Raw genomic sequence first — 25979 nt, forward strand, 5'->3', positions numbered from 1 at the left:
CAAAATAAAGGTGCTATTACAGGTTTAAAATGAGCTCTTTTTCAGATTCTTTTGCTCTTGAGCAACAAGTTAAAATCACTTTCTTCGACTTTCTTTCTTCATCACTATAAAAGTGGTCTCGGTGATCAACATCTCCTTCAACTACCTCTACTTCGCAGCTTCCGCATCCACCTACTTTACAAGAATAAGGTGCTTGTACCCCGGCTTTTATTAGCGCATCTAATAACGTTTCTTCTTCGGAAACATCTACTGTTCTTTTGCTGTTGGGAAATTTTACAACAAAAGGATTTTTTGGACCTTCGTCTGCCGAAGCAAATAATTCAAAATGAATGGAATGGCTTGGGTAACCATAAGATTCTGCTGCTTCCCTAAATTCTTTTACCATTGAAACGGGTCCACAGAAATACACATGTGAGCCAATCCGATTATCAGCCATTGTTACTGGCGTCAATTTTTTAGGATTTTCCGTTCTTGAGAAATAGAAGTGGCATTTTCCAGGATATTTTGCATTCAAATCATCATAAAACGCACATTCTTCTTTCGTTCTTGCAGCATAATGTAATTCAAATGATTTACCTTCCGTTGTTAAATCTTCCATCATGGTCATGAATGGAGTAATTCCAATTCCCGCTGCATAGAACACGTGATGTTTAGCTGCTTGGAAGGCAAGAGGGAAGTGGTTTTTAGGCCAACTGATTTCTAAACGGTCCCCCAATTTGATCTGATCATGCCAATAAACAGATCCTCCGCTTGAATGGTCATCTTTACGAATTGCAATGGCATATTGAGTACGGTCAGTTGGATGACTGACTAGTGAGTAATTTCTTTCAATTAGTTCATCGCCATTTTTTACATATGTTGCAATATGTGATCCACCCGTAAACGAGGGAAGTGATTCTTGATCAACCGGGTACAAGTGGAAGCGCTTTACAAAATTTGTTTCCTGAACTATGTTTCCTACGTATACCTCAATATTTCCAAATGCTCTCATAAACCTCTCTCCCATTGTAATAATTTTTTCATTTAATATTTACTTTGATAGGACGAAAGCAGGATTGTAAGGATATCCAATATATCCTTTTCGCTCTTTCGAGTAAAAGGGGCCAATTTCTAAGCTGATTTGGCAATGATGACAGATGGTGTCCGTTTCTTTTGCCTCAACTTCTTGTAAATGAAAACATTTTATGCAATAAACATAACGTCTCCTCTTACCTGAAATTAGCAGTTGAATTTCATCTTCTGAAAAACCAGCCTCTATTGCCGCTGTGAAAATTGTAACGGCATCATCCCATTTAGCTGAAATATAAAGTTGTGCCCCCATTTTTTGCCTATCAAATACTTCTTTGATATTCTTTAATTGGAGTTCATCATTCAATTCAATTCGCTCATAATCTTTTTGCCCATTTATTTCATTAATAAATGATTGGATGTTTTCTGCTTCTTTTGGTTCTGCAGAAATAATAAGTAATTTTCTTCTATCCTGTCTTACAGTGAATTTTTCTACAATGGTTTTTGATTGATCGTATAATACCGGACTGTTGTATACCACTTTTACATACCTCCATCTTTGCGACCCTAGTTAGTTTGCAAACTTACTTTTTCAACTAAGTTTTTCAAATATTCTACTGTTGGTTCAATAAATGGTGTAAATCCTTTATAATCAGCCATAGGCTTTGGAATATCGGATAAAATCGAGTAGGTCTGCTTTAGCCATTCTGGTCTTAATGGCAAATCTTTCATTGCCAGAAATTGAGTATTTAAGACGAATAAAACAGCATTACTTCTTGGCATACGATAGAAAAATTGTTCTTCTACACGAAGTCTTACTAGTTCACCAGCGTTTTCTGAATTAACTAAAAAGCGTGTTGGTCCCCATGTATCAAATGTTTCATAGTTAACATCCCAACGATTTGCCATTAGATTCCAGTTGATTCTCGTCCAAGGCTCACCTGGTAAAACATTACGGATTAAGAAATTACGAACTCTTTCAGCTAGCGGTACCCCTGTGCGCGACACAAATGGTACAGGTCCGTGAATTTCGTCAAATGACATCCCTTTATTCCAGTGCGGGGAGAATAAGGCTGCATAGGATTCCTGGGCAACTTCTAAATAAAGATTGTCATCTCTCACCACCATTAATACAAAATCAGTAGTGAAATGACGGCCAATTAAATCAAGCGGTTCAAGCTCGATGCTAGAAGCATCACCAAAAATGAAAGATTCCGTTTCATTTAAGATTAAATTATGAAAAGTCCAATGATTGCCGTTCTTTTCTAGCTGGAAGTGCTCAGGGTAGGCATCAACCGCCATATTCATGAGCATTTCTGCTACTTCCCATTGCATTTCCATTGTATGTGGATAGGATTGGAACCTTACTTCAGGTTGTTCAATAAGTAGTTCTCTTTTTCTTTTGATTTGTTTTTCATATTCTGGTGTAATTTTAACGCAATTCATTCGATCCTTTTCAAGTTTTCTTAAATCATTTGAATACCGATAGTTGGTCCCTTCCTTAATGGTATGAAAAGGGTATGGAAACAGATCAAGATTAGTAGATTCGTACATATAAACTCCTCCTTTGATATTTACTAAATGATATTGCAATAAGTGTGCCAAGTATATAAACGTTGATTTTATGCCCTTTTCTTATATTTTTAATTTATTTTATATTCCGAATATTTCATTTATAAAATTTTTATTCAAAATTAAAATCCTTACTGACTCTCAAAGTTTACAAAGCTGGTAAAGGGAAATTGTTATATTCAAAAAATTCATATTTGAAATTTTTATTTGAATATGGAATAATTTTTAAATAAATCAAATCATTTTAACTTTATATAAGGAAGTGTTATATGGGTGTGTCCATGATTTTATCGAATGAACAACTACTTCAAGCTTATCAATCAAGTATTCTATCTATTTACGATGAAATTATTGTAACCAACTTAAAGGGAATGATTTTATTTCGAAGTGGAGAACTGAAAAATTTTTGGTCAACAAACTCTATCTCACTTAAAGGAAGAATGTTTACTGAACTAGAGGAAATTTCTTTCTTTGGGGATCCCATTTTACAATTATTAAATAGAGAGGTACATTCTCTTCAATTAAAGGCTTGGAATGGCAGTCATATGCTAATAACCGTGTACACATCAAATAGTGATAGTGAAGAATTAATTATATGGGGATTAAAAGGTATTTCTGATCAATTAGATGATTCAACAGAAATTTCCGATGGCGAGGTTACAAAACACACTCCTTCAATCGTTGTCCATAGTCCAAAAATGAGAGATGTACTTAACACAATAGAAATGGTTTCAAAAGTTCCAACAACTGTCCTTTTATTAGGGGAATCCGGTGTCGGAAAAGAGATGATTGCTAAAACCATTCATCAATTAGGAAATAGGAGCTCAAAACCTTTTATTGCCGTTAACTGTGGGGCAATTCCGGAAAATTTATTAGAAAGTGAATTATTCGGTTATGTTGGTGGAGCATTTAGTGGCGCAAACAAAAATGGTGCTCCCGGTAAATTTGAATTAGCAAATGAAGGGATTATTTTTCTCGATGAAATTGCAGAAATGCCAATGAATTTGCAAGTCAAATTACTCCGAATTTTACAGGAAAAAGAAGTTACCCCTTTAGGAAGCTCAAAGTCGATTCATATTGATGTCCAGATTATCGCTGCAACAAATCAATCATTAGAAAAAATGGTCAGAGAGGGACGATTTAGAGAAGATTTATATTATCGTTTAAATGTAGTCCCAATTGAAATCCCTTCATTAAGGGAAAGAATAGAAGAGATTCCTTACTTAATCTATCATTTCGCAGCAAAGTATAATACGTTATATAATAGAAACATCAATATTTTACCAGATGCTATTGATTTATTGTGTATTTACGATTGGCCGGGAAATGTTCGGCAATTAGAGAATACAATTGAACGAATCGTTGTGACTAGTAGAGAATTGAACGTGAATGCAAGCTTAGTTTATCATTGTATTCCTTGGAAAAAGGATACTATAAAGGAACCGCCTATTATTAATCACATTATGCCTCTAGAAGAAGCAGTGGATATGATTGAAGAACAGTTGATTAAAATGGCCATGGATAAATATAAATCGGTTAAGCTTGCAGCGAAGGTACTCGATATTAGTCAACCAACAATGAGTAGAAAATATAAAAAAATACGTGAGAAAATTCAAGAGGAAACTCTCTCTCCTTCAAATAAAAGAAAAATCCTGGAACAACATCTAAATAAACAATTACGATCAATGGCTATTGTTACATCTGCTGCCATTCATCCAGAAGATATCTCTGAATTAGTAAATCATAATGCTTCATCCTCGAATCCAACTTTTCAAAAGGTGCAGAAAAAATTAACCCAAATACGAGAACAAGAAGGAATCATTGAATGGGTCTACATTTTTAAAGCTGTTGATCATAACAAATTGCTGACGATTGTGGCCGATGAGGATTTCGTGATTCCACCCGGAGTTTTATACGATGGTCCGCCTGAGATGATGGAAGTAGCATTTGAGGCAATGAATGGGATAGCAGGAGTCACCCCTTTATATGAAGATATTTACGGAGAATGGAAAACAAGCTTTTCTCCTATAATAGACCATGACGGAAAGGTTTTAGCCATTATTGGGTTTGACCATAGTAAATCTTATATCGAAAATGAGTTAAAGAAAATAGAGAATATGTTAAAAACGAATTAGGCCCCATACATGAACATTAGGATTAGAAGAAGCGACTTTCAGTCACTGACATTCATATAGTGTTGCAAAACTCCGATAACCGTCGGGGTTTTTTCTGATTATCTATCTGGTATCGTTTTCAAAATCTATCTAGGAGTGGTTATAATGGCACGTGTTTTATTTATTAATGCTGGATCAGAAGGACATGTCAATCCAACAATTGGTGTTGTGCAAGAACTTATATCGCGTGAAGAAGAGGTAGTGTACTTTACAATCGAAGATTTTCGGGCGCGTATTGAGAAGACAGGGGCAATGGTAAGAACCATCGACGCTCAAAAATTTATAAAAGCCTTTATCTCAGGCGGAAGAAATAATTTACTCGAAAGAATCAATGGTCTTTTACATACGGTAGAGATTATGATACCCAGTGTTCTGGAGCAAATCGAGGGTGAGCATTTTGATTATATCATCCACGATTCGATGTTTGGCTGCGGCCGATTAATTGCCCAAATCCTTCATCTTCCTGCAATCTGTTCTTGTTCTTCTTTCGCGGAGACGAAACGATCGTTCGATAACATGTTCGAACAGATTTCTAAAAACATTCCTGCAGAAACATTTGCTGAATATCAAAGACTGACAGGAAGGGTGAAGGATAAATATGGTGTGGAGATCCACTCTCCTTACGAAGTATTTTGTAACCCTGCACCACTTACAATTGTTTATACTACGAGGGAGTTTCAACCTTTCGGGGATGAATTTGACCAAACTTATAAATTTGTAGGTACATCCATTTCTTCACGATTAACGCAAGAAAACTTCGACCTTACTGAAATCAAGGGAAAAAGTCCAATTTACATTTCACTGGGTACTGTATTTAACCAAGCAATTGATTTCTATAAGCTTTGTATTAAGGCTTTTGGCAACACGGACCATAACGTTGTTATGGCTATTGGTGAAAAAGTTCAAATATCCGATTTGGGGGAGATTCCTAAAAACTTCATTGTGAAAAATTATGTCCCACAAACTGAAGTGCTAAAATACGCTAAATTATTTATCACACATGGTGGAATGAACAGTGCACATGAGGGGCTCTATTATGGGGTTCCCCTCATTGTAATCCCGCAAAGTGCGGATCAGCCGATCATTGCCGGGCAAGTAGAAAGGGTAGGCGCAGGTATTCAATTACAAATGAAATGTCTGACGGCAAATCAGCTGCGTGAATCTGCTGACCATGTGTTGAACCAGTCATCCTTCCATAATGCTGCGGCAAAAATGAAGGAATCCTTACAAAAATCGGGTGGATATCAGCAGGCTGTTAATAAGATTTTTGAATTTATAAGTCAATATGATAACTAATATAAAAATTTCTCAGCTAAGAGATAATTTAAAATAAATGAATCTGATCCAGACTTCGCGAAAAAAATTTCCGATTTCTGGGTCTTTTTTTGCGTTTGATCTTATATACCGTGGTCTTAGCATTTTTTTATATTTCTCTAAAAAATACTTCTAATCTTTTTCTTTTCACCAAGTTTTCACCATTCTCTATTAATATTCATTTCATCAGGTAACGAAAGGAGGATAAAGAAATGAATACAAAAGTAAAAAAGGGTATTTTCTGGGGAGTCATCATTGCCTCTTCAGTACTAGTAGTAAACGTACTTCACTTTCATATAGGAGGTAGGAGCGCGTATGCTAGAGTCCCGCAAGGAGGACGTGGTCATGGTGAAATGGGGCACGGCGGCGGTTTTGACGGCCACCCAATGATGCATGGTGCTCACCATGGAGGCGGGGTCCCTTGGCTTTTCCTTATTAGTGGACTAGCTGTTTTAGTTCTATTAGTAAGATGGTTTAAAAAAAGGTCAAAAGCCTCTTCCATGCAACAATTTATTGATACCTCACTTACAGGTTCACAAATTCCAGTAACAAACCAAAATGCTAACATTCTAGATCAATGGGAAAAAAATCTATTAATTAAAAAGGAGAATGAATAAAAATGGGTATTTTTAAACGATTAAAGACAATTACAATGGCAGAAATAAATGGACTATTAGATGGAATGGAAGATCCAATTGCGATGTTAAATGAATATTCGAGAGAAATGGAAAAGGAAATTGTAAAAGGTCAAAACGCCTTAGCTCGACAAATTTTTGTAGAGAAAAAACAGGAAGCACTGATTGCTGATACGAAATCATTAGTAGACAAGCGTACTCGCCAGGCGAAACTGGCACTTGAACAAGGTGAAGAGGCAATGGCAAAACTAGCGGTACAAGAAAAGCTCAGCAAGGAAAACCAATTACAACTATATGTAGATCAATTAGAGTCCATTAAGGGACGAACTCAAATCCTTGTAGAAAAATTAGACCAGCTGAAAGAAACGTATAACCAAATGCAGCAAAAGAAAATTTTGTTAGCTTCTCGTGCGAATGTCGCTCAATCGATGAAACAAATTCAAAATGTAACGGTTTCTTTCCATACCGATGATATTGCCAGAGGTGTAGCACGTGCAGAGGAAAAGATTTTATTAATGGAAGCAGAGGTCCAGGCAGGCAACCAGTTTACAGCTCCATTAGCTCAGTTTGAGGCAGCATACTCTAACTATGTGAGTGAGGAAGAACTCAGTAAAGAACTTGAAAAGTTAAAGAGTGAAAAAGATAAAGTGGCCGCATTATAATTCAAAGACGAGGAGCACCTTATAGGCTGGGTGCTTCTCTTTCTTATCCGGCAAAGAGAGAGGGATATAATGTGGACCATTCAAGTGTGTAAACAAGTGTTGATGTCGAGGAGTACCCTGCTAGGAAAGGGGCTCTTGTTCAAACAAAATTTGTTCCGTCGGTTGTTTTAGGATTGACTCTAGTTGGTCAGACCATCTATGCAGGATTCCTTTTTGTGCAGAACTTTATCAGTCTTCCTTTCAGTTTTTAACATGTTACTTGGTAACAGTTGCACGGTATTTCCCTTTTTACAGCTTTCCATTTTTTAGCACAGATATTTTCCTATAATCTGTGACTTTTGTTGTATTCAAATATCCTGTTAAAAAAGTTATGATATTTCGATGTAATGGTTTAAAAAATTAGATCGCAAAAAGGGAGAAGGTATTTTAGAAATGTCTTTTGATTCATTTGTAATGGCTTTTTCAATGTCGGATATTGACTACGACAAGTTAGAAAATGTTGGAATTTCGATAGGGATTTTACTTTTATTTATTTTATTTAGAAACCTATTTACCAAGTATGTGTTTCAATTGATTTTAAAACTAGCTAAAAAAACACCAACAGATTTTATTACCCAAATCTGTTTAAGTTTTGAACGTCCTTTAGGATGGTTCTTTATTATTTTCGGTTTGTACCTCGCAATGGATTATTTCCCATATATCGATCAACACAATACATTCTTTTTAAAATTTTTACGTTCAATGGTCATCGTATTAATCACATGGGGATTGTTTAATTTGTCCTCTCCAACCTCGGGAATCTTAATTAGTGTTAATGAAAAAATTAATAATAAGATTGATTTAATTCTTATTCCGTTTATTTCAAGAGCTATCCGTGTCATCATGATTGCTATTAGTTTAAGTATCATTGGTCAGGAATTTGATTATGACGTAAATGGCTTGGTCGCAGGTCTTGGGTTAGGGGGACTGGCGTTTGCTTTAGCTGCAAAAGAGGCGGTCGGTAATCTAATCGGCGGAATCGTTATTGTAACAGAAAAGCCTTTTTCGATTGGGGATTGGATCTTAACACCGAGCGTAGAGGGAATCGTAGAAGATATCAATTTCAGAAGTACTAAAATTCGCACGTTTAGTCAAGCACTTGTTACTGTTCCTAATGCAACACTTGCAAATGAAGCGATTACCAATTGGAGCCGCATGGGAAAAAGACGAATTTCTTTTGACTTGGGACTCAATTATAGAACCACCAAGGAACAAATTCAAAGAGTGGTTCATCGAATTGAATTTATGTTGAACAATCATGAAGAAATTCATCCGGAAACGGTGATGGTTGCATTTGACCATTATAATGAGAGCAGTCTCGATGTTCTTGTCTATTTTTTCACCAATTCAACCGTTTGGGCAGAACACGTTAAGATTAAACATGAAATCAATTTAGAAATCATGGGGATCTTAGAGGAAGAGGGAGTAGAAATTGCTTTTCCAAGCCGGACCATTTATGTAACTCCACAAGCAAGTGAAGAATTACAAACAATGGCTTCTTATGATTGAGATACATTAGATAAAAAAATTCAGTAAAATGGCTAGTATGCGTTAATTTAGATAAGAAGGGTTCGAGAAATTGTAAAATTCTCGAACCCTTTTCCTTTCAATTCTTGAGATCAGTTCCTGAATGATAACCCATTTTCTATTAAAGCGGACCTAAGTTTAGGTAAAGAAGCTGGACCCATACCGTGAAATTCCAAAATCTCTTTCTCACTTAATTTTGATAGTTCGTTTAAAGAAGTTATTCCGTTGATTTCTAATGCCCGTCTTGCAGGAGCCGATAGGAGGGAAAGAAATCCGCTGCTAGGTTTGCGTTCTTTCTCACAAGTTGGACAGGTTGGGCAGTCGCTGCTTTTATAGTATTTATGTCCTTTGTTGCAGGTTCTTAAATGTTTTTCTGAAGTGGTCATTTTAAAATATCTCCTCAATTTGAAAGTGAGTGTATCTTTATTAAGACGTTTAAAACCTATACAAAAGCAAACGCATCATATTTCTTAAACTAGGAAAGACCGTCATTGCTGCATAAATCAAGCGAACTTTTAAAGGAAGTTTATGAACGTACTTTGATTTAAAAACAGAAAAGGCAGATATTCTTTTCAATTTGGAGTTTAAGCGATCAACATCCTGAATATCATTAACTATCCACTTGTGTACAGCTCCGGTCGTTTCTTTTAGACGTTCTTTACCTGAATTTATTGCAAATGAATTCATTACGTCAAAAGCAATCTGTCCATGTGGGAAATAGCGAGTTAACCGATTAAGAAGTTTTTTTACTTCATCCTTTGTCAGGTATTCCAACATGCCTTCAGCAATGATCATTACTGGCTTGTTTCTTGGGATTTGATCCAACCAGGTCAGTTCGGTAACCGAAGAAGAGATCATTTCGTAACCCTCTTGATTTGAAAAAAAGAGCTTTCGTAATTCGATAACTTCAGGGAAATCTACATCAAACCAACTTGCCGTCGATGGTGGATTTATTCTTGATATTCTTGTATCCAGACCACAACCGAGGTTAAGTACCGTTGCTTCGGGCTTCTTTTTTAGGAACTCCTGCAGCCATGTATCCAATTGTTTAGCTCGAAGGACCATGATTTCGTTGCCAAAATGATTGATTTTTTCAAAGTCATAGTCAATTTTCTGCAGGATTTCTTCTGCCTTATTATCATGAAGAATGGGATGTTTTGAATGACTGTCTAATGCCTTTGCATATAAGGTAATCAGAAGAGTTTCTTTTTCTTCTGTTAAATTTATTTTATGGGTTCCGTTTAAAAACATCTTTCTCTCTCCTGTTATTTTCTATTCGAAAAACATTAATCCTTCATTTTTTTTAACATTACATTCACCTTGTGAAGAGAAAATTGTAAATCCAACTGTTCTTCCTTATTTAACTTAGTAATACTTTTACTAAATGTTTGATAAATCTTCGTCCATTTCTTATCTTCAATTTCTTTTCCTTTTGGTGTGAGAGAAACTAAGACTGCCCGTTTATCCTTGATGTCAGGCATTTTAATTAAATATCCGCCAGCTTCTAAATCCTTCACGATATTCGTTAGTTGCTGCTTAGCAATATTTAGACCAATGCTGATTTCTTTAAGATTTAGAGCTTTATTCTGCATGTACATATATTCTATAACGTGATTCTGTAAATGGGATAATTCCACAGAATCCTTGTTTAATTCACTAAAACTACCAAAGAGATTCGGTATCAGAGCAATGTATTCTTTAGCTATTTCTTCAATCAAAAATAAACCCCCTTAAATTAGTAACGATTATATTACTATATTTAAGTTAAATCAATTTATTTCCTTAAAAATGGTTAAAAAATATTAACTAAAAATTCAAAAGTGAATGATGAGCGATGAATATTTTTCCATATTCTTCACGATAATAGAGAGGAAATTGAAAGCGAATAAACGAATTGATTTAAAGCGAATATTTTTTTAAAAAATAGGAGGTCTATATGGGAAGATTAATTCATTTCGAAATTCATGTGGATGACATGGAACGGGCAAAGAAGTTTTATGGAGAGGTATTCGGATGGTCCTTTCAAGATTGGAGTGAGTATGCTGGCATGCCTTACTTTGGAGCTGTTACGGGTGATGAAAATGATATGGGGATTAATGGTGCTTTGATGCAGCGCCAAGGGGTCAAACCGGAAGCCAATCAGGCGGTGAATGGTTTTGTTTGTACAATGGGAGTGGGAGACTATGATATAACGGAAACCAAAATCTTAGAGAATGGCGGCAAGGTCGCAATGCCTAAATATGCCCTGCCTGGAATGGCGTGGCAGGGATACTATATCGATACCGAAGGGAATATCATTGGAATTCATCAGCCAGATGCGAATGCGAAATAGATTTCAAGATAGGTGAATGAAAGTATGAAAACACAGGAAACGGCAAGCATGCTTGAATGTGTGCGGAAAATCTGTCTTGCACTCCCTGAAGCGGTAGAACATATCGACGGCTTTGGACACATTACGTTTAAAATCAATGGAAAATCCTTCGTAATAACAGGCGAAAGCGATAACGGATTCAGCTTGTCGTTCAAATCAGACCGGGAAACTCAGGGCTTATTGCTGCAGAAGGAGTATTTTTTCAAAACTCCTTATATTGGTCATCACGGATGGGTATCGATCCAAAATCCTCATGGAGATGTTTGGGTTGAATTGACCGATTTATTGCAGGAAGCCTATTTACGTGCGGCACCAAAGCGATTGGTTAAGAAATGGAATGAGTTACATAGCAAGTGATTAATAGTTTTCCTAATAAGGGTTCGAGAATCTGAATAAGATGCTCGTGCCCCTATTTTTTTAATACTCAAATCTATGAAGGTGTCTATACTTAGTAAAATGTTTGTTCATCTGTACTCTAGCGCTCTTTCTTTAAGTGTCAAAAATGTTTCTATCTATTTGAAGATTATTAACCTTATACCTTTTTTAATCGATTTTTATTGCCGACTCTGTTTAGGGAACGATCTAATAGAGTGATTAATATAAGTATGAAGCTAGTACCGCCGGTAAATAGCGCAATATGATGAATCCCTGTTGTCATTGCATCTGATTTTAAAAATAAACCGTTTGCGGCAGAAGCAATCATAGCCCCCATATACATAAATGTTCTTAACAGACCGGCTGACGCACCGATTTGTTCTGGATAAGCTTGAAAATAGACAGCATTTTGGTTGGCTAAATTAAGTAAGCCTTGGGGGATCCCAAAAAGCAGAACAATAGCTGCAAGAAAAATAAGATGACTATTATGATTTGTAAAAAGAAGCAGTATCATTGCAATAAATTGAACAATACTGCCAACAATCAACTTCAAACGGATTGCAGGACTTTTTCCTGTCAATCTAGAAACGATAATCGCTATTAAAAACATAGGTAATAGCAACAAGCCGGTATGAGAAGGGGATAAACCTCTGCCTTTTTCTAACCATTGAGTATATCCATAAAGGATGCTGTAAGATACAATCGCTGAAAGCAAACTACGAGTATAGGTCAATAACAACGATGAATTGTCGCTTAATAGACGAACATCGATAAAAGGATTCTTAATTTTAAACTCAAGAATCGCAAAAATAACACCCATAATGATTGCAATTATGAACAAATAAATCCTATGAAAACTTGGGCTCATTAAAAAAAGCAGAGCAGAAATTAGAGTGGCTCCAAAAAAGAACATACCAGTAAAATCAAAGGAGGCTATTTTCTTCTCTCTAACAGAATTGGCTGGAAGCCTTGGGAAGTGGAGGTAGCCTAAAAAAATACAAGCGAGTGACAAAGGAATGTTGACAATAAAGGTGCTTTGCCAGCCTCCAACTTCAATCAGTAACCCTCCTAAAGTTGGTCCTATAACGGCAATGGTTTGGTTGGAAATCGCTAATAATGTAAGAATACTTGTTGGACTTTCGACACCTGTTCGTTCTCCTTCACTACGGATCAGATACATAGAAGCGGGATACCCTGCACAGGTCCCAAAACCAAGAAGGACTCTTGCGACTACTAACCACCAAAAATCAGGGGCAAAGGTTGCGATTAGGCTAGAGATGCCTACTAAAGAAGTTGCGATTAAAAAGAGGAGTCTTGGACCGTAAAGGTCAATTAGTTTTCCGACGACTGGCTGCCCAATTGCTGTAGCGAGATATAGAGCAGAAATAAGCCAGGCTGTCTGCGAAGGTGGTGCACCAAACGCATGTCCAATCGGAATTAAGGCAACTGAAATAATAGAAGAGTTGATAGGATTTAGAATCGACCCTAAAATCATCGGTGCAATCAGTTTTTGATTAAAAAAGTTTTGATTTATAGACTTAGACAAATCTATTCCTTCCTTCTGTATTTCTATTAGGTTATAAGATTTTAGAGAGCGATTAAAATAATAAAAGATAGGGTCTGTTCCGCTTTATCGGAATAGACCCTCATGATTTTAACTCAATGTATTAATCCAGGAATCGACAGTCAGAACATCTGCCTGACGAGGGAAAACCTTCTCGGTAAGTACGCGGTGAACTTCAGGATCGCCATCAATGCATGCATCACTTAGTACGGTTAATGAAAAGTCTTTATCTGCAGCTTCACGCAATGTTGATAGAACGACGCCGCTTGTAGAAATTCCGCTAAGAATAAGCGAATCGATTTGACGTGAGCGGAGGATCAATTCGAGCGTGCTGCCGGTGAACGCACTAAATCGGTACTTGGTTACAACGGGTTCATTTTCCTGGGGCTTAAACAATTCATGAATTTGCGTTGCTTTGTCCGAGGTGGTCATGCCTCCCTGATTGGCAATACTAGTAAACGCCTTATTTCGTGGGCTAACTTCAGGATAGCCTTCGCTAAATCCAACTCGTACAAAAATAACCGGAATATTGTGTTTGCGTGCACTTGCTAATGCCTTCTGAATGGGAAGTAGTACTTCCTTGTTTTCCGCAAAACGTGATACAATGCCGTTTTGCATATCCATGACTAATAATGCAGCTTTTTCAGTATGATTTTGCATGTGTTGAAAACCCCTTTTCCTTACGTTAGTATTAAGCGGAGAACTCTATCATTTATAGTAAACGGAGAAATCTCCGTTTGTCAATTTACTTATCTTAAAATGAAGGGGAGTGAAAATAATGAAGGACGGGAATATCATCTACAAACGGATAGAACGACGAGATGCTGCCGAGAATCGGCAGCGCATTTTAGATACGGCTTCTAGTCTATTTGAACAATTTGGTGTTGAACAAGTTAGTATGAATCAAATTGCCTCAGAAGCTCAAATCGGACCGGGGACGCTCTATCGCCGTTACAGAAATAAAGGAGAAATATGTTTAGATTTAATTAAAGATAATGTTGTTTTATGCTTTGAGGATATGGAAGCGTATTTGGAGGAAAACCAGAAAGAGCCGCCAAGTAAACGATTAAGAGGAATTCTTAGCATATTTATTCGTTTTAGGGAAAGCAAGTCACAATTGCTTAAAGGTGTAGAAGTATTCGAGTCTGCCAAACAATCGAAGTCGGGAACACCAGGCCCGTTATATCATGAGTTGCATCAATATTTTGTTGGTCTATTTGATGAGATGGCTGCAACAAAAGAAGGTAAACCGAATAATGTTTTTAGAGCAGATATGTTACTTGCCGCTATAAAAAGTGATTCCTATTTATTTCAAAGGGAAGTGCGGGGGTATTTACCTGAAGAGATTTTAGAACTGATTTGGGCAACATTTATTTGACATTAAGTGCGATTCTTTCATAACTAAGAATCGCATTTTCTTTTGGTGCTAATATGTAAAGTGTAAAAAAGAACAGAAAACGGTGTTGGAAAACCATATTCTGAATCATTTGCTTTTTTTAATTACAAAATCTATCAAAATGTGTCTGAGGAGACTAAGATATAGGTAGAAAAACAAGGGGTCACTTAAATTGGAAACGTTTACCTCGGTGGGATTATAAACATTGTTAAAACATCGCTACAATAAACTTTTATGGGGGAACATCAAATGTCAACTTTAAGAGATGCAGCATTAAAAATGCATAAGGAAAATCAAGGGAAGCTTGGGATTTATTCAAAAGTTTCCGTACAGAATGCAAACGATTTAAGTTTAGCCTATTCTCCTGGTGTGGCCGAGCCTTGCTTGGACATTCATGCAGATGAAACTAAGGTCTATGATTATACCTCAAAGGGGAATCTTGTTGCGGTAGTTTCAAATGGAACAGCGGTTCTCGGGCTTGGAAAAATCGGACCAAAAGCGGCAATGCCGGTAATGGAAGGAAAGGCCGTGCTATTCAAATCCTTTGCGGATGTGGACGCATTTCCTATTTGTCTAGCAACAACGGATACCGAAAAATTAGTGGAGACGGTTAAACTGCTTGAACCAACCTTTGGGGGAATCAACCTGGAGGATATTGCCGCACCGCAATGCTTTGAAATTGAGGACCGCCTGCGTAAAGTTTGTGATATTCCTGTTTTTCATGACGATCAACATGGGACTGCGATTGTAACAGTAGCAGGTTTAATTAATTCATTAAAGCTGGCAGATAAAAAAATTGGAGACATCCAAGTAGTTGTCAATGGTGCCGGTGCAGCCGGTGTAGCGATCGTGAAACTCTTATTACATATGGGAGTGAAGGATGTCATTTTATGTGATACAAAAGGGATTATCTATGAAGGCCGGACATTGGGAATGAATCCATTCAAGGAAGAAATGGCGCAAATAACTAATCGTGAGATAAAACAAGGAACATTAGCAGATGCCCTTGTGGGTGCTGACGTATTTATTGGTGTATCGGCAGCAGGGGCAGTAACGAAGGAAATGGTTCATTCGATGAAGCGTAATCCAATTATTTTTGCGATGGCCAATCCGGTACCGGAAATTATGCCGCATGAAGCAAAGGAAGCAGGAGCACTTGTAGTAGGAACAGGCCGTTCCGATTTTCCGAATCAAGTCAATAATGTGCTTGCTTTCCCAGGAATTTTCCGTGGAGCATTAGATGTTAGGGCAAAAGAAATTAATGAAGAAATGAAACTTGCGGCAATTTATGCGATCGCCGATTTAATTTCTGATATAGAACTTCATGCAGATTATGTGATTCCGGATCCATTTGATCCGAGGGTTGCAGCGCACGTAGCCGCAGCCGTTGCATCTGCTGCAATGGAAAGCGGGGTTGCTCAAAGAAATATCAATCCGGAAGAAATCAAGCATCGTTTATTAGAGCAGGTTAACGAAAAAGAACCAGTGCTTGTATAGTTTTTTTAGTGGACTATCTCACCTCTGCTGTGGGATAGTTTTTAAAATTATGATTGTAAAATGTTTTAGTATAATAGAAAAATGGTCTATCTTGGATTGATTGACACCAGGATCATAAGGTTGTAACACGCGGAGGGGAAAGAGTTGGCGATTGCGCTTACGATGTTTGGTTTAGGGGGTTTACTAGGATTTGTCGGGGCAGGAGGATCCGGCTTTATCATTGCGATCCTAACGGTTTTGTTTGGAGTTCCGATTCATACCGCTTTAGGTACATCGCTTGCAGCAATGGTATTTACAACATTGTCAGGAGCCTATAGTCATTTCCGTCAAGGGAATATTTCCGTAAAAACAGGACTTATAGTTGGATGTTTTGGGGCAGTGGCTTCCTATTTTGGTTCAAAGCTGGCCAGCTTAATTCCAGTACATTCCATGCATTGGTTAACAGCTGGGATGTTGTTTCTATCCGCCGTTATTCTTTTGGTACGTTTGTTTATGGTTCAAAAAATAACGGGTAATATCAAAAAGACTGTCCCAGATCATCTTCATATTAGGAAAGCCGCCTTTGTAGGAATTATTACTGGCTTGTTATCTGGTACATTTGGGATTGGTGCTGCACCCTTCATCCAAATTGGGCTTTTGGTCATCATGGGTCTCACGCTTAAACAATCTGTAGGTACAACCATGCTTGTGATTTTACCAATTGCATTGGCAGGAGGAGTTGGTTACTACTTCGAGGGGTTACTCGACTTCGGATTGTTACTGGAAGTGGTAGCAGGAACGATGATTGGTTCATATGCCGGGGCAAAGTTTACGGGACTAGCTCCACAACCGGTATTAAAAAGTGCGATGGTTCTTACACCCATTGTGGCAGGGGCCATTCTGCTAATAAAGTAAAGACGACCTAAAAGACTGCGAAGTAACTCCTAACAGGAAGCTTCGCGGCCTTTTTGTGTTTTCTAAGAGATTTACCGACATACTAGAATTAGTATGAAATGTTGGGGAAGCCTGCCAGATGCGATGGAGGGGAATATGAAAAAAGGAAGATGGAGCTTACAGTCGGTCATTATTGTTTTCGTATGTGTGGTGGTTGCACTTTCGCTTTTAATAACGGACATGCTTATTAGTTCGAGGGTGGCCTCAGGGACGAAGGAGAGTCAGGCAGAAAAAGCGGGAAATATAGCACGGATGGTTGCACATAGTCCACTTGTTATTGAGGCATTGAGTGGAAAACGGGATGAAAAGGAAATCCAAAAGTTTGCAAATGAAATGAGAAAGGTAACAAAAGTCTACTTTATTGTAGTGATGGATATGAATGGGATTCGTAAGTCTCATCCTGAATCTAAAATGGTAGGGAAACCCTTTAAAGGCGGGGATCAGGGGCCTGTTCTGAAAGGAAAAGAGTATACTTCTATTTCAAAAGGTTCCCTCAAACCGTCCTTACGCTATTTTACGCCAATAAAAGACGCAGCTGGGAGACAGGTTGGTGCGGTAGCTGTTGGGATTTCCTTGAATAATGTTCAAAAGGCCGTTCATAAGAGCCGAACAGGGGTCTACATCGGGACGGTGATAGGCATCTTAATTGGTATATTAGGGGCGGTTATTCTAGCTAGGTATATTAAAAAAATCCTACTAGGACTTGAGCCGTTTGCGATATCTAAGTTATTGGAAGAACGTAGTGCTATGCTGCAATCCGTACACGAGGGTATTGTCGCTGTTGATCAGGAGTCGAAGGTAACTCTCGTAAATCGGGCGGCTTTAAAGTTGTTTGAAAAAGCAGGCCTTCAAGGAAATCCAATTGGTAAAAGTATAGAGGAGTATATGTCCTCCCACCGCTTAAGCGATCTATTAAAAAAAGGTAAAACCGAGTTGGATGAAGAACAAAATTTAAATGGCATTACCCTATTAATCAATCGGGTCCCCGTTATTGTTGGCAATAAAGAAGTAGGAGCAATTGCGACCTTTCGTGATAAGACAGAAATGCAACTGCTTGCTGAACAATTGACAGGAGTGCGGATATACGCTGATGCACTTCGGGCCCAGGCACATGAGTTCATGAATAAGCTCCATGTAATTATGGGAATGGTCCATATGGGGTATTATGAAAAAGTCGTTGACTACATTAATGAAATGGTAGGTCACCGTAAAAGTGAATTCAGCTTTGTGACAAATAAGGTAAAGGATCCTGTGCTAGCCGGATTTATCATTGGAAAGTTGAGTTACGCTAGAGAGTCAGGCGTGGAATTATCAGTTTCCTGTGATCTCCCGCTTCCGCTGCCGGCGAATGCTAATGTTAGCCATGGACTGATTACCATTGTAGGAAATTTAGTCGATAATGCGATCCAAGCTGTAAATGATTGTCCAACCAAAAAAATAGCCGTAGACTTTGATTATGGAGATGATATTTTAACCATTGAAGTAAAAGATACGGGAAAAGGGATGGGTGAAGAGTTACAAAACCAAATTTTTCAAAAGGGCTTTTCCACCAATGGGGAAAATCGGGGGCTAGGACTGTATCTTGTCACACAAGCAATTAACAAGCTGGAAGGCGAATTAATTCTCTCATCTAAACGTGGAAAGGGAACCGTCTTTACCGTATATATACCGTATAAAGTAAGGGGGGAGCAGCAGAATGATCACCGTGATGATTGTTGAAGATGACCCTATGGTAGCGGAATTAAATAAACGATACCTTGAGCAAGTGGAGGGATTTAGATTAACCGCAATGGCACCATCAGTGAATGAGGCAATACCTTTATTGGAAAAACAAGAGATCGATCTGATTCTATTGGATATTTTTATGCCGGGCAAACAAGGTCTGGAACTGTTAACCTATCTTCGTGAAAAGGATAAAGAGACAGATGTTATAATCATATCGGCTGCATCGGATATGGAGCGGATCAAAAAGGCGCTAAGATATGGTGTTGTTGATTATTTAATTAAGCCTTTTGAATTTGAACGGTTTAACATGGCATTGTCATCTTATAAAGATCAAGTAACGGTTATTCAAACACAGCCTGTGGCCAACCAGGAGGTGCTTGATACACAGCTTTTGCACCGCGAGGATAGAACGCTGATTGAGGAACTTCCAAAAGGGATAACAAAAGATACTTTGAAACAAATTTGGGAAGCGATTGAGGAGCTAAAGGATGCACCATTTTCAACTGAGGATATTGTAAACCTTATTGGGATTTCTCGCGTATCCGTACGGAAATATTTAAATTTTTTAAAAGAAATCGGCATTCTGGATGTAAAAGTGATTTATGGTACTGTCGGCAGACCTGTTTATCAGCATGAATTTAACCGATTTAAAGAACATCTCATCAAAAACTATCTGTAAGCAGTATAAAGACTGCTTACTTTTTTTATATTTCCTGCGCAAGCGTCCAGCACCTCGAGGTTGTAGGGCCGTATCTGCATCATACCTATTTAGTCAACTAGATTGACTTCGAATAGCGGATTTTGTATAGTTGGTGGCGAAGATGATGATTGGAGTGAATCAATTGATTTCAAACTCTGAATTACAAAATTTGGATCTTATAGATTTAATCAGCGAGCGTCATAGTTTGGTTCGGAAAATCGCAGAGAAAGCATGGAACAATAAAAGTGAGATTTATATTTCAAATTCGGAATGGTATATCATGGCCAGGATTTATAAAAAGCGGCCTACCATTTCCTATGTTACAAAAAATGTAGAAATTTCGCGCCAGGCGATCCATAAGTTTATCAAAAATCTGTCTGCAAAAGGATTAGTCGAAATCAATAATGTCGAAAATAACAAGAAAGACAAGTGTATCCAGTTAACGCCTTTAGGGGAAGATTGCTACGAAAAAAATGAGTTTCTAAAAGCCCAACTTGAGAATAAAATTGCAGAAAAATTAGGTGTTGAGCAAGTAAAGATTCTTAAAGATTTATTAAAGTTAGATTGGGGCATCGAATAACAAAGGGTGTTGAAATAAGAAAAACCTCCTCTTTGTCAAGATGATTGACGAAGAGGAGGTTTTTTAGATGGTGAAAATTTTTTCCTGCTTATGTTCTTTAATCAACCTTATGACCATTTCATTTATTTCCTCAAAAGTGGTATTCAATGAAATTGCTAATTCTTTAAATAGTATATTTTGTGTATTGTTCAAAAGTTTACGATCTTGTTCATAAAGTTTTTTTCCATGAAGTTCAGCTTCGATTTTTTTCCCCATGAGTGTATTTACAACTTTAGCAATCTCTTTTCTATCACCTGTATTCACAGTATCGGAATATAAATTTAAACGTGTGCTAGGATTGTCAGCCCATTTTATACCTGGATATTTGAAAGATTCAAGGATTTCATTGGCTTCCTCTTGGCCTTTTTCAATTTTTGTCCTTCCAGCTACTTTGGAAGGACACTTTTACTGGCTTGCTTCTATTTTTGTCCTTCCAGCTGTCTTGGAAGGACATTTTTTTGGGGCTTGCTTCTATTTTTGTCCTTCCACCTGCTTTGGAAGGACATTTTTACTGGCTTGCTTCTATTTTTGTCCTTCCAGCTGTCTTGGAAGGACATTTTTTTTGGACTTGCTTCTATTTTTGTCCTTCCACCTGCTTTAGAAGGACATTTTTACAGGGCGTGCTTCTATTTTTGTCCTACCACTTGCTTTGGAAGGACATTTTTACAGGGCGTGCTTCTATTTATGTCCTTCCAGCTGCTTTGGAAGGGCATTTTTACTGGACTTGCTTCTATTTTTGTCCTTCCACCTGCTTTGGAAGGACACTTTTACTGGGCTTGCTTCTATTTTTGTCCTTCCACCTGCTTTGGAAGGACATTTTTACTGATGGATAATTTTAAGCATATCCACTTTATCATTATTAACAGGAGTACTTATGGTTAATTAATGATTATTCTCCATAGGATGTAACACATAATACGTTCTTGTAATACCCGAAACTGTTTTTTCACAAATATCATCAACTCGGCAAATGCCATGTCCGGAATAAATGATCAAATCTCCAATATTAAACATTTGCTCACTCCCTATATACATTGTTAACTAAGTTGATAATAACTGAATAAAAAAATATTGTCAACCTAATTGACCATTTTGAAAAATTTTTGATATAGTTAACAGGTCCGTTAGTATGTGGGGGTGTACTACGGAAATGGATACCCGCTGATAATCGAAATCACAAAAAATCTTTTCAGCAGAAATTTTTATTGAAGGAGTTTAATAAGTGAATACACAAATCAAAACAGAATCGATAGAGAAACATCAAATTCACAAAGTTCTAATCCCGAAACAAGAAATTAAAACAGGCCCGATCATGGCTGCTCTTTTAGTTGCAGGATTTGTTGGTCTTTTTAGTGAAACGGCATTAAATATTGCCTTAGGAGATTTAAGTCAAATATTCCATGTCAATGCAACGACGATTCAATGGCTGGCAACAGCTTATTTTCTTACATTAGGAATTTTAGTACCGGTCACGGGTATACTGATGCAAAAGTTTACAACACGTCAAATGTTTATTACAGCTGTAACTCTATTCATTATCGGTACGATTTTAGCGGCAGCGGCATCCGTATTTAGTTTTTTATTGTTGGGGCGTATCATACAAGCAGCAGGATTAGCGATTACTTTACCTTTAACACAAAATGTTATTTTTACGATCTCCCCTCCAAATAAAAGAGGTGCGGCCATGGGGGTCATGGGCTTAGTGATGTTAGCAGGCCCGGCGCTGGGTCCAACCTTAGCAGGACTAATATTGGATACATTATCATGGCATTGGATTTTCTGGGTTACCGTCCCATTCTTATTGTTCTCGCTTATTTTCGGGCTCGTGTATTTACCGAATGTAAATGAAATCCGTAAGGTTTCGATTGATGCAATATCTGTTATTCTTTCGACGATTGGTTTCGGTGGGATTGTTTACGGAGTAAGTGTATCTGGTGACCTCGGTTGGATAAGTTCAACGGTTATTGGATGCATCGTTATTGGATTTGCGTCACTCATTCTATTTGCGATTCGTCAAACGAAAATGGAAACTCCTATGCTGAACCTAAAAGCATTTCATTACCCACAATTCGTGCTTGGTATCGTTATGAGTTTTATAACATTCTTTAATATGTTGTCCATGCTGGTCATTCTACCAATGTATATGCAAATGGCGTTATTAATTGCTGCATTTACAACTGGTCTTATTCTTCTGCCAGGCAGCTTGCTTAACTGTATTTCAGCTCCAACCATTGGCCGTTTATTTGACAAATATGGTCCGAAAGCAATCATTACACCTGGAACCATTTTAGTTGCGATTGGTTATGTTTTCTATACACAATTCGATTTAGACAAGGCTTTATGGATGGTTGTGATAACACATATTGTTATGATGTTAGGTATAGGGGCGGTACTTGCGAATGTCCAAACAAACACGCTAAATTCTCTACCGAGACAGTATTATCCAGACGGAATTGCTTTAACTCAAACCATCCAACAAGTAGCCGGAGCAGTTGGTATTGCCGTAATGGTATCGATTTTCTCAGCTAAAGAGAATAGTTACTTAGTGGACATTGCGAATGAATCAACACAAGCAGCAGCAGCAGGGTCTTCACTGGTGTTTACAATCAGTTTAGTATTAGCAGTGCTGAATGCTGTACTGTCTTTATTCATCAAAAAGCCCAACTCTTTACATGCTGTTATCTAAGAGCTCTTTCGTAACCATTGTTACTAATGGTACAAGTTAAATGACAAACAAAGTTTTAGCTTATAAAACATTTAAAACAAGGTGCAAAATCGAATGTCACCTTGTTTTTTTGTTGTTTATAATTTGTTTTGCTGTTAATGCTTTCTGCTACCAGGCAAACTAAATTATTCTAGTGATCCCTTTATAATGGCGAGAGCTGGAGATATAATAGTAAGGATTGTATGAGGAGGTTTCATAATGAGTATGACAAATAATGATATCTTAATTCGATTAAGATATGCTCTAGATATTAAAAATACAGATATGGTAGAGATATTTAAACTTGGCGGCATTGAATTAACAAAGGAAGAAGTGCTAAAGGTCCTAACAAAATCAAAGGACGATTACAATGATGGAGATATAGAGGAAGATGAAAATACTATCAAATGCAATAATATCATGTTCGAATCATTTTTAAATGGACTTATAATCTTTAAAAGAGGAAAACAAGACCCAAAACCTGGACAGCCGGACAGACCAGCCATGACTATTAAAGATCATGGAAGTGTTAATAATGTATTGCTAAAGAAGTTAAAAATTGCACTATCGTTAACAAGTGAGGATATGATTGAAATATTAGAAGATGCAGGTGTTACGATTACAAAAGGAGAATTAAGCGCACTATTACGAAAAGAAGGACATAAAAATTACAAAGTGTGTGGGGATAAATTTGCTAGAAATTTCTTAAAGGGATTAGCAATTCAATACAGATAATAAGGTAAAGATCCTCACTAATTGGTGAGGCTTTTTTAATATCATCATATTTCTTTTACCTATAAAATGGAGTTTCCACTACATTTGTGTAACAAATATTTAAAAATTATAAATTATTTAAGTTGTCTTTAAGAGAATATTAAATCATGAACAAACCCCCCTTTTGCCAAAATAAATCTGTTAAGTTAAGGAGGTACTTTAAACTAATTTCCTAGGGAGTGTTGCAAATGGTAGTAGATTGGTTAAGACAAAACAAAATAGCATCGGGTTTCTTAACAGTTCTTCGTATATATATTGGTTCTGTATGGATTACTGCAGGTTGGCAAAAATTATTAAGTGGTGGTTTCGATGCTTCAGGATTCTTAAAAGGAGCGATTGCCAACCCGGTTAAAGGACCGGACGGGGCGGTTGTCTTTGGATGGTATGTTGACTTCTTAAAACATGTAGCGTTGACTAATGTTGATGTCTTTAATAAGGTTATTCCTGCAGGAGAGTTTTTAGTTGGTTTAGGATTAATCTTGGGCTGCTTAACAACTGCTGCGATGTTCTTCGGTCTTTTAATGAACTTCTCTTATCTGATTGCTGGAACCATTTCTTCTAATCCAATGGATATTTTACTAGGAGTTATCATCCTCTTTGCGGGATTTAACGCCGGAAAACTCGGTCTTGATCGCTGGGTGATTCCATTTATTCGCCAAATATCATTTAATAGAAATAAAACGCTGACAATATTAAAGTTGGAGAATGACTAAATTGTAAAACCATTTTATAGAACAAGTTTAATTTTGGAATTAAGCTAAAAAAATCCTCACCTAATTGGGAGGGCACTGAAAATCCTTCGGATTTGTTTGGAGAGATTAAAATGTGTATCAAAAAACGACCCAGAATTGAATTCTGAGTCGTTTTTTGTGTGTATTGGGGCCTATTTCCCCCTTATTATTGGTTTATTAGTTTCAATATTCTTTTTAAATTTACTGTAAAGATAGCCATTGCACCTTGCAATTCCATGCCTAATAGACCCGAGGTTTTCGCAACATTATACCCGTGTCTGTGTTTTAGTTCGCTATTTTTAGCTTCTATTTTATATCGTTCTTTCGACTTTTCCTTAAAATAGTCGCTTTCTTGAAAATTTTCCTGTTCAGTATGGACATTTGATTTGATAGTCACAGAATAAGTTTTACTTTTAGCGCCTTCTTTATAACAACCATCTTTAAATGGACAGTTTTTGCACTTTTCTACATCAAAATAATAAGTGTCAACTTGATTAACAGCTACACCCTTTTTACCTTGGCGTGCCTTTCTTATAGCCATATGACCAGCTTTACAAACGTACATTCCAGCATCTTTATTGAATTCAAATTCGTCCTCTTTTTTACGAAAACCTTGCGTTACAGATGGGTTTAACTTGGCTACTAATTTTATATCATTTTCATTGGTATATTCGATATTACCTTTTTCCGAATAGGCTGTATCACCAATAACAGTTTCAACTTTCACCCCCGCTTTAATGCTTTTTTCAATAAGTGTTTCTAATTGCTTTCCGTCATTCTTTTCTCCTGTTGTAACTGTTGCGGCTGTAATAATTCTTTCTTCGCACATTGCAATGTGAGTCTTGTATCCAAAAAACGATGAATCGGCAGTTTTATGCCCTACCTTTGCATCTATATCTTCGGAAATCTGTAAATGTGCAATATCGTCAGCAATTGTTTCTTTTAAAAGGTTTAACTGTTCCTTCACCTTAGGATACTGGGTTAGGGTATCTTTATTTTCAATTACCTCGATGAGGATATGGCAATAGTCGATTTCCTTTTCCAGATCATCTGAAGTGTTTTTAGCAGGGAACTTATCTTTCATATTTTCATCTATCTTATATACGGCTTTCCTCAGATTTCTAGAACGGTCCATCAAATATTCTCTAGGTGATTTCTGATTGTAGCGGGCTTTGGTATGGGTGGCATCTACAATAATCGATTTGCTTTTAATGATCTCCTTTTCGATTGCAATTTCAACGGTTTTATTAACAAGCATGTCCAAAAGGTTTATATCTTCTAAACGGTGTTTTCTAAACTTGGTTAAGGAACTTGGTTCAATTACCGGCTCCTCCGGAGCCATACGAAGAAAATACTTAAAGGACATATCGTATTTTGAACGCTCCACCACGTCCACATCAGATAGGTCATAGACGGTCTTTAAGAATAAATATTTAAACATGCGAATAGGATCGATAGCGTTTCGACCATTTACATGACAATATTTATCCTTAAGTTCTTCATAAATAAAAGAGAAGTCAACTGAATCGTTTATTTTACGCAAAAGATTATCCTTCGGTACAACTAAATCATAAATATCCATATATGGACTGAAAATCATTGATTGTTGATTTTGTATCATAGTACCCACCCGTTTGAGATTGATACTATAAAAGTACA

The 25979-nt window shown here is 37.1% G+C and carries 27 protein-coding genes; 16 read left to right on the forward strand and 11 right to left on the reverse strand.

The window, feature by feature from the left end; translation table 11 throughout:
* Nucleotides 1–16: 16 nt before the first annotated feature.
* The 3 genes from RCG21_RS06615 to RCG21_RS06625 are packed head-to-tail and all read right to left on the reverse strand — an operon-like array spanning nt 17 to nt 2562.
* Nucleotides 17–991: a PDR/VanB family oxidoreductase gene (locus RCG21_RS06615; RefSeq protein WP_308913015.1), complete on the reverse strand. Its 975-nt coding sequence runs from the start codon at nt 989–991 to the stop codon at nt 17–19.
* A gap of 39 nt (nt 992–1030) precedes the next feature.
* Nucleotides 1031–1549 carry a dimethylamine monooxygenase subunit DmmA family protein gene (locus tag RCG21_RS06620; RefSeq protein ID WP_308913016.1) on the reverse strand — a complete coding sequence of 173 codons (519 nt, stop codon included), beginning with the start codon at nt 1547–1549 and terminating at the stop codon, nt 1031–1033.
* Nucleotides 1550–1575: 26 nt separating this feature from the next.
* Nucleotides 1576–2562, reverse strand: a complete 987-nt coding sequence (locus RCG21_RS06625; protein ID WP_035424073.1) for a heme-dependent oxidative N-demethylase family protein — start codon at nt 2560–2562, stop codon at nt 1576–1578.
* A 287-nt stretch (nt 2563–2849) separates the two neighbouring features.
* On the opposite strand from RCG21_RS06625, the gene RCG21_RS06630 reads away from it, so the two are divergent.
* The 5 genes from RCG21_RS06630 to RCG21_RS06650 all read left to right on the forward strand — a co-directional run bounded on the left by RCG21_RS06630 (nt 2850) and on the right by RCG21_RS06650 (nt 8913).
* A complete protein-coding gene (locus tag RCG21_RS06630; RefSeq protein WP_308913017.1) occupies nt 2850–4715 on the forward strand; it encodes a sigma-54 interaction domain-containing protein in 1866 nt (621 codons plus the stop codon).
* A 144-nt stretch (nt 4716–4859) separates the two neighbouring features.
* Nucleotides 4860–6050 (forward strand): macrolide family glycosyltransferase, encoded by a 1191-nt coding sequence (locus tag RCG21_RS06635; protein ID WP_133337541.1) that lies wholly within the window; start codon nt 4860–4862, stop codon nt 6048–6050.
* 230 nt (nt 6051–6280) lie between these two features.
* Nucleotides 6281–6685, forward strand: coding sequence for a hypothetical protein (locus RCG21_RS06640; RefSeq protein WP_133337539.1), 405 nt, complete (start codon nt 6281–6283; stop codon nt 6683–6685).
* Nucleotides 6686–6687: 2 nt separating this feature from the next.
* Nucleotides 6688–7365, forward strand: a complete 678-nt coding sequence (locus tag RCG21_RS06645; RefSeq protein WP_133337537.1) for a PspA/IM30 family protein — start codon at nt 6688–6690, stop codon at nt 7363–7365.
* A gap of 432 nt (nt 7366–7797) precedes the next feature.
* Nucleotides 7798–8913: a mechanosensitive ion channel family protein gene (locus tag RCG21_RS06650; protein WP_235824890.1), complete on the forward strand. Its 1116-nt coding sequence runs from the start codon at nt 7798–7800 to the stop codon at nt 8911–8913.
* A gap of 110 nt (nt 8914–9023) precedes the next feature.
* Here RCG21_RS06650 and RCG21_RS06655 read toward each other — a convergent pair whose 3' ends face one another.
* Genes RCG21_RS06655 through RCG21_RS06665 form a run of 3 tightly spaced genes read right to left on the reverse strand, consistent with a single transcriptional unit; the run spans nt 9024 to nt 10649 of the window.
* Complete coding sequence (locus tag RCG21_RS06655) at nt 9024–9317, reverse strand: RNA polymerase alpha subunit C-terminal domain-containing protein (protein WP_133337535.1); 294 nt, start codon at nt 9315–9317, stop codon at nt 9024–9026.
* A 49-nt stretch (nt 9318–9366) separates the two neighbouring features.
* Nucleotides 9367–10182: a class I SAM-dependent methyltransferase gene (locus RCG21_RS06660; RefSeq protein WP_133337533.1), complete on the reverse strand. Its 816-nt coding sequence runs from the start codon at nt 10180–10182 to the stop codon at nt 9367–9369.
* A 35-nt stretch (nt 10183–10217) separates the two neighbouring features.
* A complete protein-coding gene (locus tag RCG21_RS06665) occupies nt 10218–10649 on the reverse strand; it encodes a MarR family winged helix-turn-helix transcriptional regulator (RefSeq protein ID WP_133337531.1) in 432 nt (143 codons plus the stop codon).
* Nucleotides 10650–10867: 218 nt separating this feature from the next.
* Here RCG21_RS06665 and RCG21_RS06670 point away from each other — a divergent pair, with 218 nt between their 5' ends.
* Together RCG21_RS06670 and RCG21_RS06675 are read left to right on the forward strand one after the other, a co-directional pair.
* Nucleotides 10868–11263: a VOC family protein gene (locus RCG21_RS06670; protein ID WP_133337529.1), complete on the forward strand. Its 396-nt coding sequence runs from the start codon at nt 10868–10870 to the stop codon at nt 11261–11263.
* Between the two features lie 24 nt (nt 11264–11287).
* The gene (locus tag RCG21_RS06675) at nt 11288–11659 is read left to right on the forward strand and encodes an MmcQ/YjbR family DNA-binding protein (RefSeq protein ID WP_133337527.1); all 372 of its coding nucleotides are present in this window, start codon (nt 11288–11290) and stop codon (nt 11657–11659) included.
* 175 nt (nt 11660–11834) lie between these two features.
* Here the strand turns inward: RCG21_RS06675 and RCG21_RS06680 are convergent, their stop codons facing one another.
* Both RCG21_RS06680 and RCG21_RS06685 read right to left on the reverse strand, forming a co-directional pair.
* Nucleotides 11835–13223 (reverse strand): MFS transporter, encoded by a 1389-nt coding sequence (locus tag RCG21_RS06680; RefSeq protein ID WP_235824889.1) that lies wholly within the window; start codon nt 13221–13223, stop codon nt 11835–11837.
* A 108-nt stretch (nt 13224–13331) separates the two neighbouring features.
* On the reverse strand, nt 13332–13901 hold the full coding sequence (locus RCG21_RS06685) for a cysteine hydrolase family protein (protein ID WP_133337525.1): 570 nt from the start codon (nt 13899–13901) through the stop codon (nt 13332–13334).
* Nucleotides 13902–14019: 118 nt separating this feature from the next.
* On the opposite strand from RCG21_RS06685, the gene RCG21_RS06690 reads away from it, so the two are divergent.
* From RCG21_RS06690 to RCG21_RS06715, 6 genes are all read left to right on the forward strand, one after another.
* On the forward strand, nt 14020–14619 hold the full coding sequence (locus RCG21_RS06690) for a TetR/AcrR family transcriptional regulator (RefSeq protein ID WP_133337523.1): 600 nt from the start codon (nt 14020–14022) through the stop codon (nt 14617–14619).
* A 267-nt stretch (nt 14620–14886) separates the two neighbouring features.
* On the forward strand, nt 14887–16134 hold the full coding sequence (gene ystJ, locus RCG21_RS06695) for an NADP-dependent malic enzyme (protein ID WP_133337521.1): 1248 nt from the start codon (nt 14887–14889) through the stop codon (nt 16132–16134).
* Nucleotides 16135–16278: 144 nt separating this feature from the next.
* Complete coding sequence (locus RCG21_RS06700) at nt 16279–17028, forward strand: sulfite exporter TauE/SafE family protein (protein WP_372512592.1); 750 nt, start codon at nt 16279–16281, stop codon at nt 17026–17028.
* 135 nt (nt 17029–17163) lie between these two features.
* Nucleotides 17164–18786, forward strand: coding sequence for a DcuS/MalK family sensor histidine kinase (gene dcuS, locus RCG21_RS06705; RefSeq protein ID WP_308913018.1), 1623 nt, complete (start codon nt 17164–17166; stop codon nt 18784–18786).
* Nucleotides 18764–19471 (forward strand): response regulator, encoded by a 708-nt coding sequence (locus tag RCG21_RS06710; protein ID WP_133337517.1) that lies wholly within the window; start codon nt 18764–18766, stop codon nt 19469–19471. The genes dcuS and RCG21_RS06710 overlap by 23 nt, the downstream gene beginning before the upstream one ends.
* Nucleotides 19472–19616: 145 nt before the next feature.
* Nucleotides 19617–20072 (forward strand): MarR family winged helix-turn-helix transcriptional regulator, encoded by a 456-nt coding sequence (locus RCG21_RS06715; RefSeq protein ID WP_133337635.1) that lies wholly within the window; start codon nt 19617–19619, stop codon nt 20070–20072.
* 63 nt (nt 20073–20135) lie between these two features.
* Here RCG21_RS06715 and RCG21_RS06720 read toward each other — a convergent pair whose 3' ends face one another.
* Together RCG21_RS06720 and RCG21_RS06725 are read right to left on the reverse strand one after the other, a co-directional pair.
* Nucleotides 20136–20483 carry a hypothetical protein gene (locus RCG21_RS06720; RefSeq protein WP_372512749.1) on the reverse strand — a complete coding sequence of 116 codons (348 nt, stop codon included), beginning with the start codon at nt 20481–20483 and terminating at the stop codon, nt 20136–20138.
* A gap of 510 nt (nt 20484–20993) precedes the next feature.
* Nucleotides 20994–21146, reverse strand: coding sequence for a CarD family transcriptional regulator (locus RCG21_RS06725; protein ID WP_308913019.1), 153 nt, complete (start codon nt 21144–21146; stop codon nt 20994–20996).
* A gap of 277 nt (nt 21147–21423) precedes the next feature.
* On the opposite strand from RCG21_RS06725, the gene RCG21_RS06730 reads away from it, so the two are divergent.
* The 3 genes from RCG21_RS06730 to RCG21_RS06740 all read left to right on the forward strand — a co-directional run bounded on the left by RCG21_RS06730 (nt 21424) and on the right by RCG21_RS06740 (nt 24302).
* Nucleotides 21424–22797 carry a DHA2 family efflux MFS transporter permease subunit gene (locus tag RCG21_RS06730; protein ID WP_133337633.1) on the forward strand — a complete coding sequence of 458 codons (1374 nt, stop codon included), beginning with the start codon at nt 21424–21426 and terminating at the stop codon, nt 22795–22797.
* A gap of 237 nt (nt 22798–23034) precedes the next feature.
* Entirely contained in the window at nt 23035–23550 is a 516-nt protein-coding gene (locus RCG21_RS06735) for a YehS family protein (protein ID WP_133337515.1), read from the forward strand.
* Between the two features lie 227 nt (nt 23551–23777).
* The gene (locus RCG21_RS06740) at nt 23778–24302 is read left to right on the forward strand and encodes a DoxX family membrane protein (protein WP_133337513.1); all 525 of its coding nucleotides are present in this window, start codon (nt 23778–23780) and stop codon (nt 24300–24302) included.
* A gap of 184 nt (nt 24303–24486) precedes the next feature.
* Here RCG21_RS06740 and RCG21_RS06745 read toward each other — a convergent pair whose 3' ends face one another.
* Nucleotides 24487–25941 carry an IS1182 family transposase gene (locus RCG21_RS06745; RefSeq protein ID WP_308913020.1) on the reverse strand — a complete coding sequence of 485 codons (1455 nt, stop codon included), beginning with the start codon at nt 25939–25941 and terminating at the stop codon, nt 24487–24489.
* Nucleotides 25942–25979: the final 38 nt, after the last annotated feature.

It is taken from the genome of Bacillus salipaludis (assembly GCF_030938565.1).
In the GTDB taxonomy this organism is placed as follows: Bacteria; Bacillota; Bacilli; order Bacillales; family Cytobacillaceae; genus Neobacillus; species Neobacillus salipaludis_A.

Coding starts and splice junctions, on each gene's coding strand:
- RCG21_RS06615 (WP_308913015.1), bottom strand. CDS start 991: ATGAGAGCATTTGGAAATATTGAGGTATACGTAGGAAACATAGTTCAG.
- RCG21_RS06625 (WP_035424073.1), bottom strand. CDS start 2,562: ATGTACGAATCTACTAATCTTGATCTGTTTCCATACCCTTTTCATACC.
- RCG21_RS06630 (WP_308913017.1), top strand. CDS start 2,850: ATGGGTGTGTCCATGATTTTATCGAATGAACAACTACTTCAAGCTTAT.
- RCG21_RS06635 (WP_133337541.1), top strand. CDS start 4,860: ATGGCACGTGTTTTATTTATTAATGCTGGATCAGAAGGACATGTCAAT.
- RCG21_RS06640 (WP_133337539.1), top strand. CDS start 6,281: ATGAATACAAAAGTAAAAAAGGGTATTTTCTGGGGAGTCATCATTGCC.
- RCG21_RS06645 (WP_133337537.1), top strand. CDS start 6,688: ATGGGTATTTTTAAACGATTAAAGACAATTACAATGGCAGAAATAAAT.
- RCG21_RS06650 (WP_235824890.1), top strand. CDS start 7,798: ATGTCTTTTGATTCATTTGTAATGGCTTTTTCAATGTCGGATATTGAC.
- RCG21_RS06655 (WP_133337535.1), bottom strand. CDS start 9,317: ATGACCACTTCAGAAAAACATTTAAGAACCTGCAACAAAGGACATAAA.
- RCG21_RS06660 (WP_133337533.1), bottom strand. CDS start 10,182: ATGTTTTTAAACGGAACCCATAAAATAAATTTAACAGAAGAAAAAGAA.
- RCG21_RS06670 (WP_133337529.1), top strand. CDS start 10,868: ATGGGAAGATTAATTCATTTCGAAATTCATGTGGATGACATGGAACGG.
- RCG21_RS06675 (WP_133337527.1), top strand. CDS start 11,288: ATGAAAACACAGGAAACGGCAAGCATGCTTGAATGTGTGCGGAAAATC.
- RCG21_RS06685 (WP_133337525.1), bottom strand. CDS start 13,901: ATGCAAAATCATACTGAAAAAGCTGCATTATTAGTCATGGATATGCAA.
- RCG21_RS06690 (WP_133337523.1), top strand. CDS start 14,020: ATGAAGGACGGGAATATCATCTACAAACGGATAGAACGACGAGATGCT.
- ystJ (WP_133337521.1), top strand. CDS start 14,887: ATGTCAACTTTAAGAGATGCAGCATTAAAAATGCATAAGGAAAATCAA.
- dcuS (WP_308913018.1), top strand. CDS start 17,164: ATGAAAAAAGGAAGATGGAGCTTACAGTCGGTCATTATTGTTTTCGTA.
- RCG21_RS06710 (WP_133337517.1), top strand. CDS start 18,764: ATGATCACCGTGATGATTGTTGAAGATGACCCTATGGTAGCGGAATTA.
- RCG21_RS06715 (WP_133337635.1), top strand. CDS start 19,617: ATGATTGGAGTGAATCAATTGATTTCAAACTCTGAATTACAAAATTTG.
- RCG21_RS06725 (WP_308913019.1), bottom strand. CDS start 21,146: ATGTATATAGGGAGTGAGCAAATGTTTAATATTGGAGATTTGATCATT.
- RCG21_RS06730 (WP_133337633.1), top strand. CDS start 21,424: ATGGCTGCTCTTTTAGTTGCAGGATTTGTTGGTCTTTTTAGTGAAACG.
- RCG21_RS06735 (WP_133337515.1), top strand. CDS start 23,035: ATGAGTATGACAAATAATGATATCTTAATTCGATTAAGATATGCTCTA.
- RCG21_RS06740 (WP_133337513.1), top strand. CDS start 23,778: ATGGTAGTAGATTGGTTAAGACAAAACAAAATAGCATCGGGTTTCTTA.
- RCG21_RS06745 (WP_308913020.1), bottom strand. CDS start 25,941: ATGATACAAAATCAACAATCAATGATTTTCAGTCCATATATGGATATT.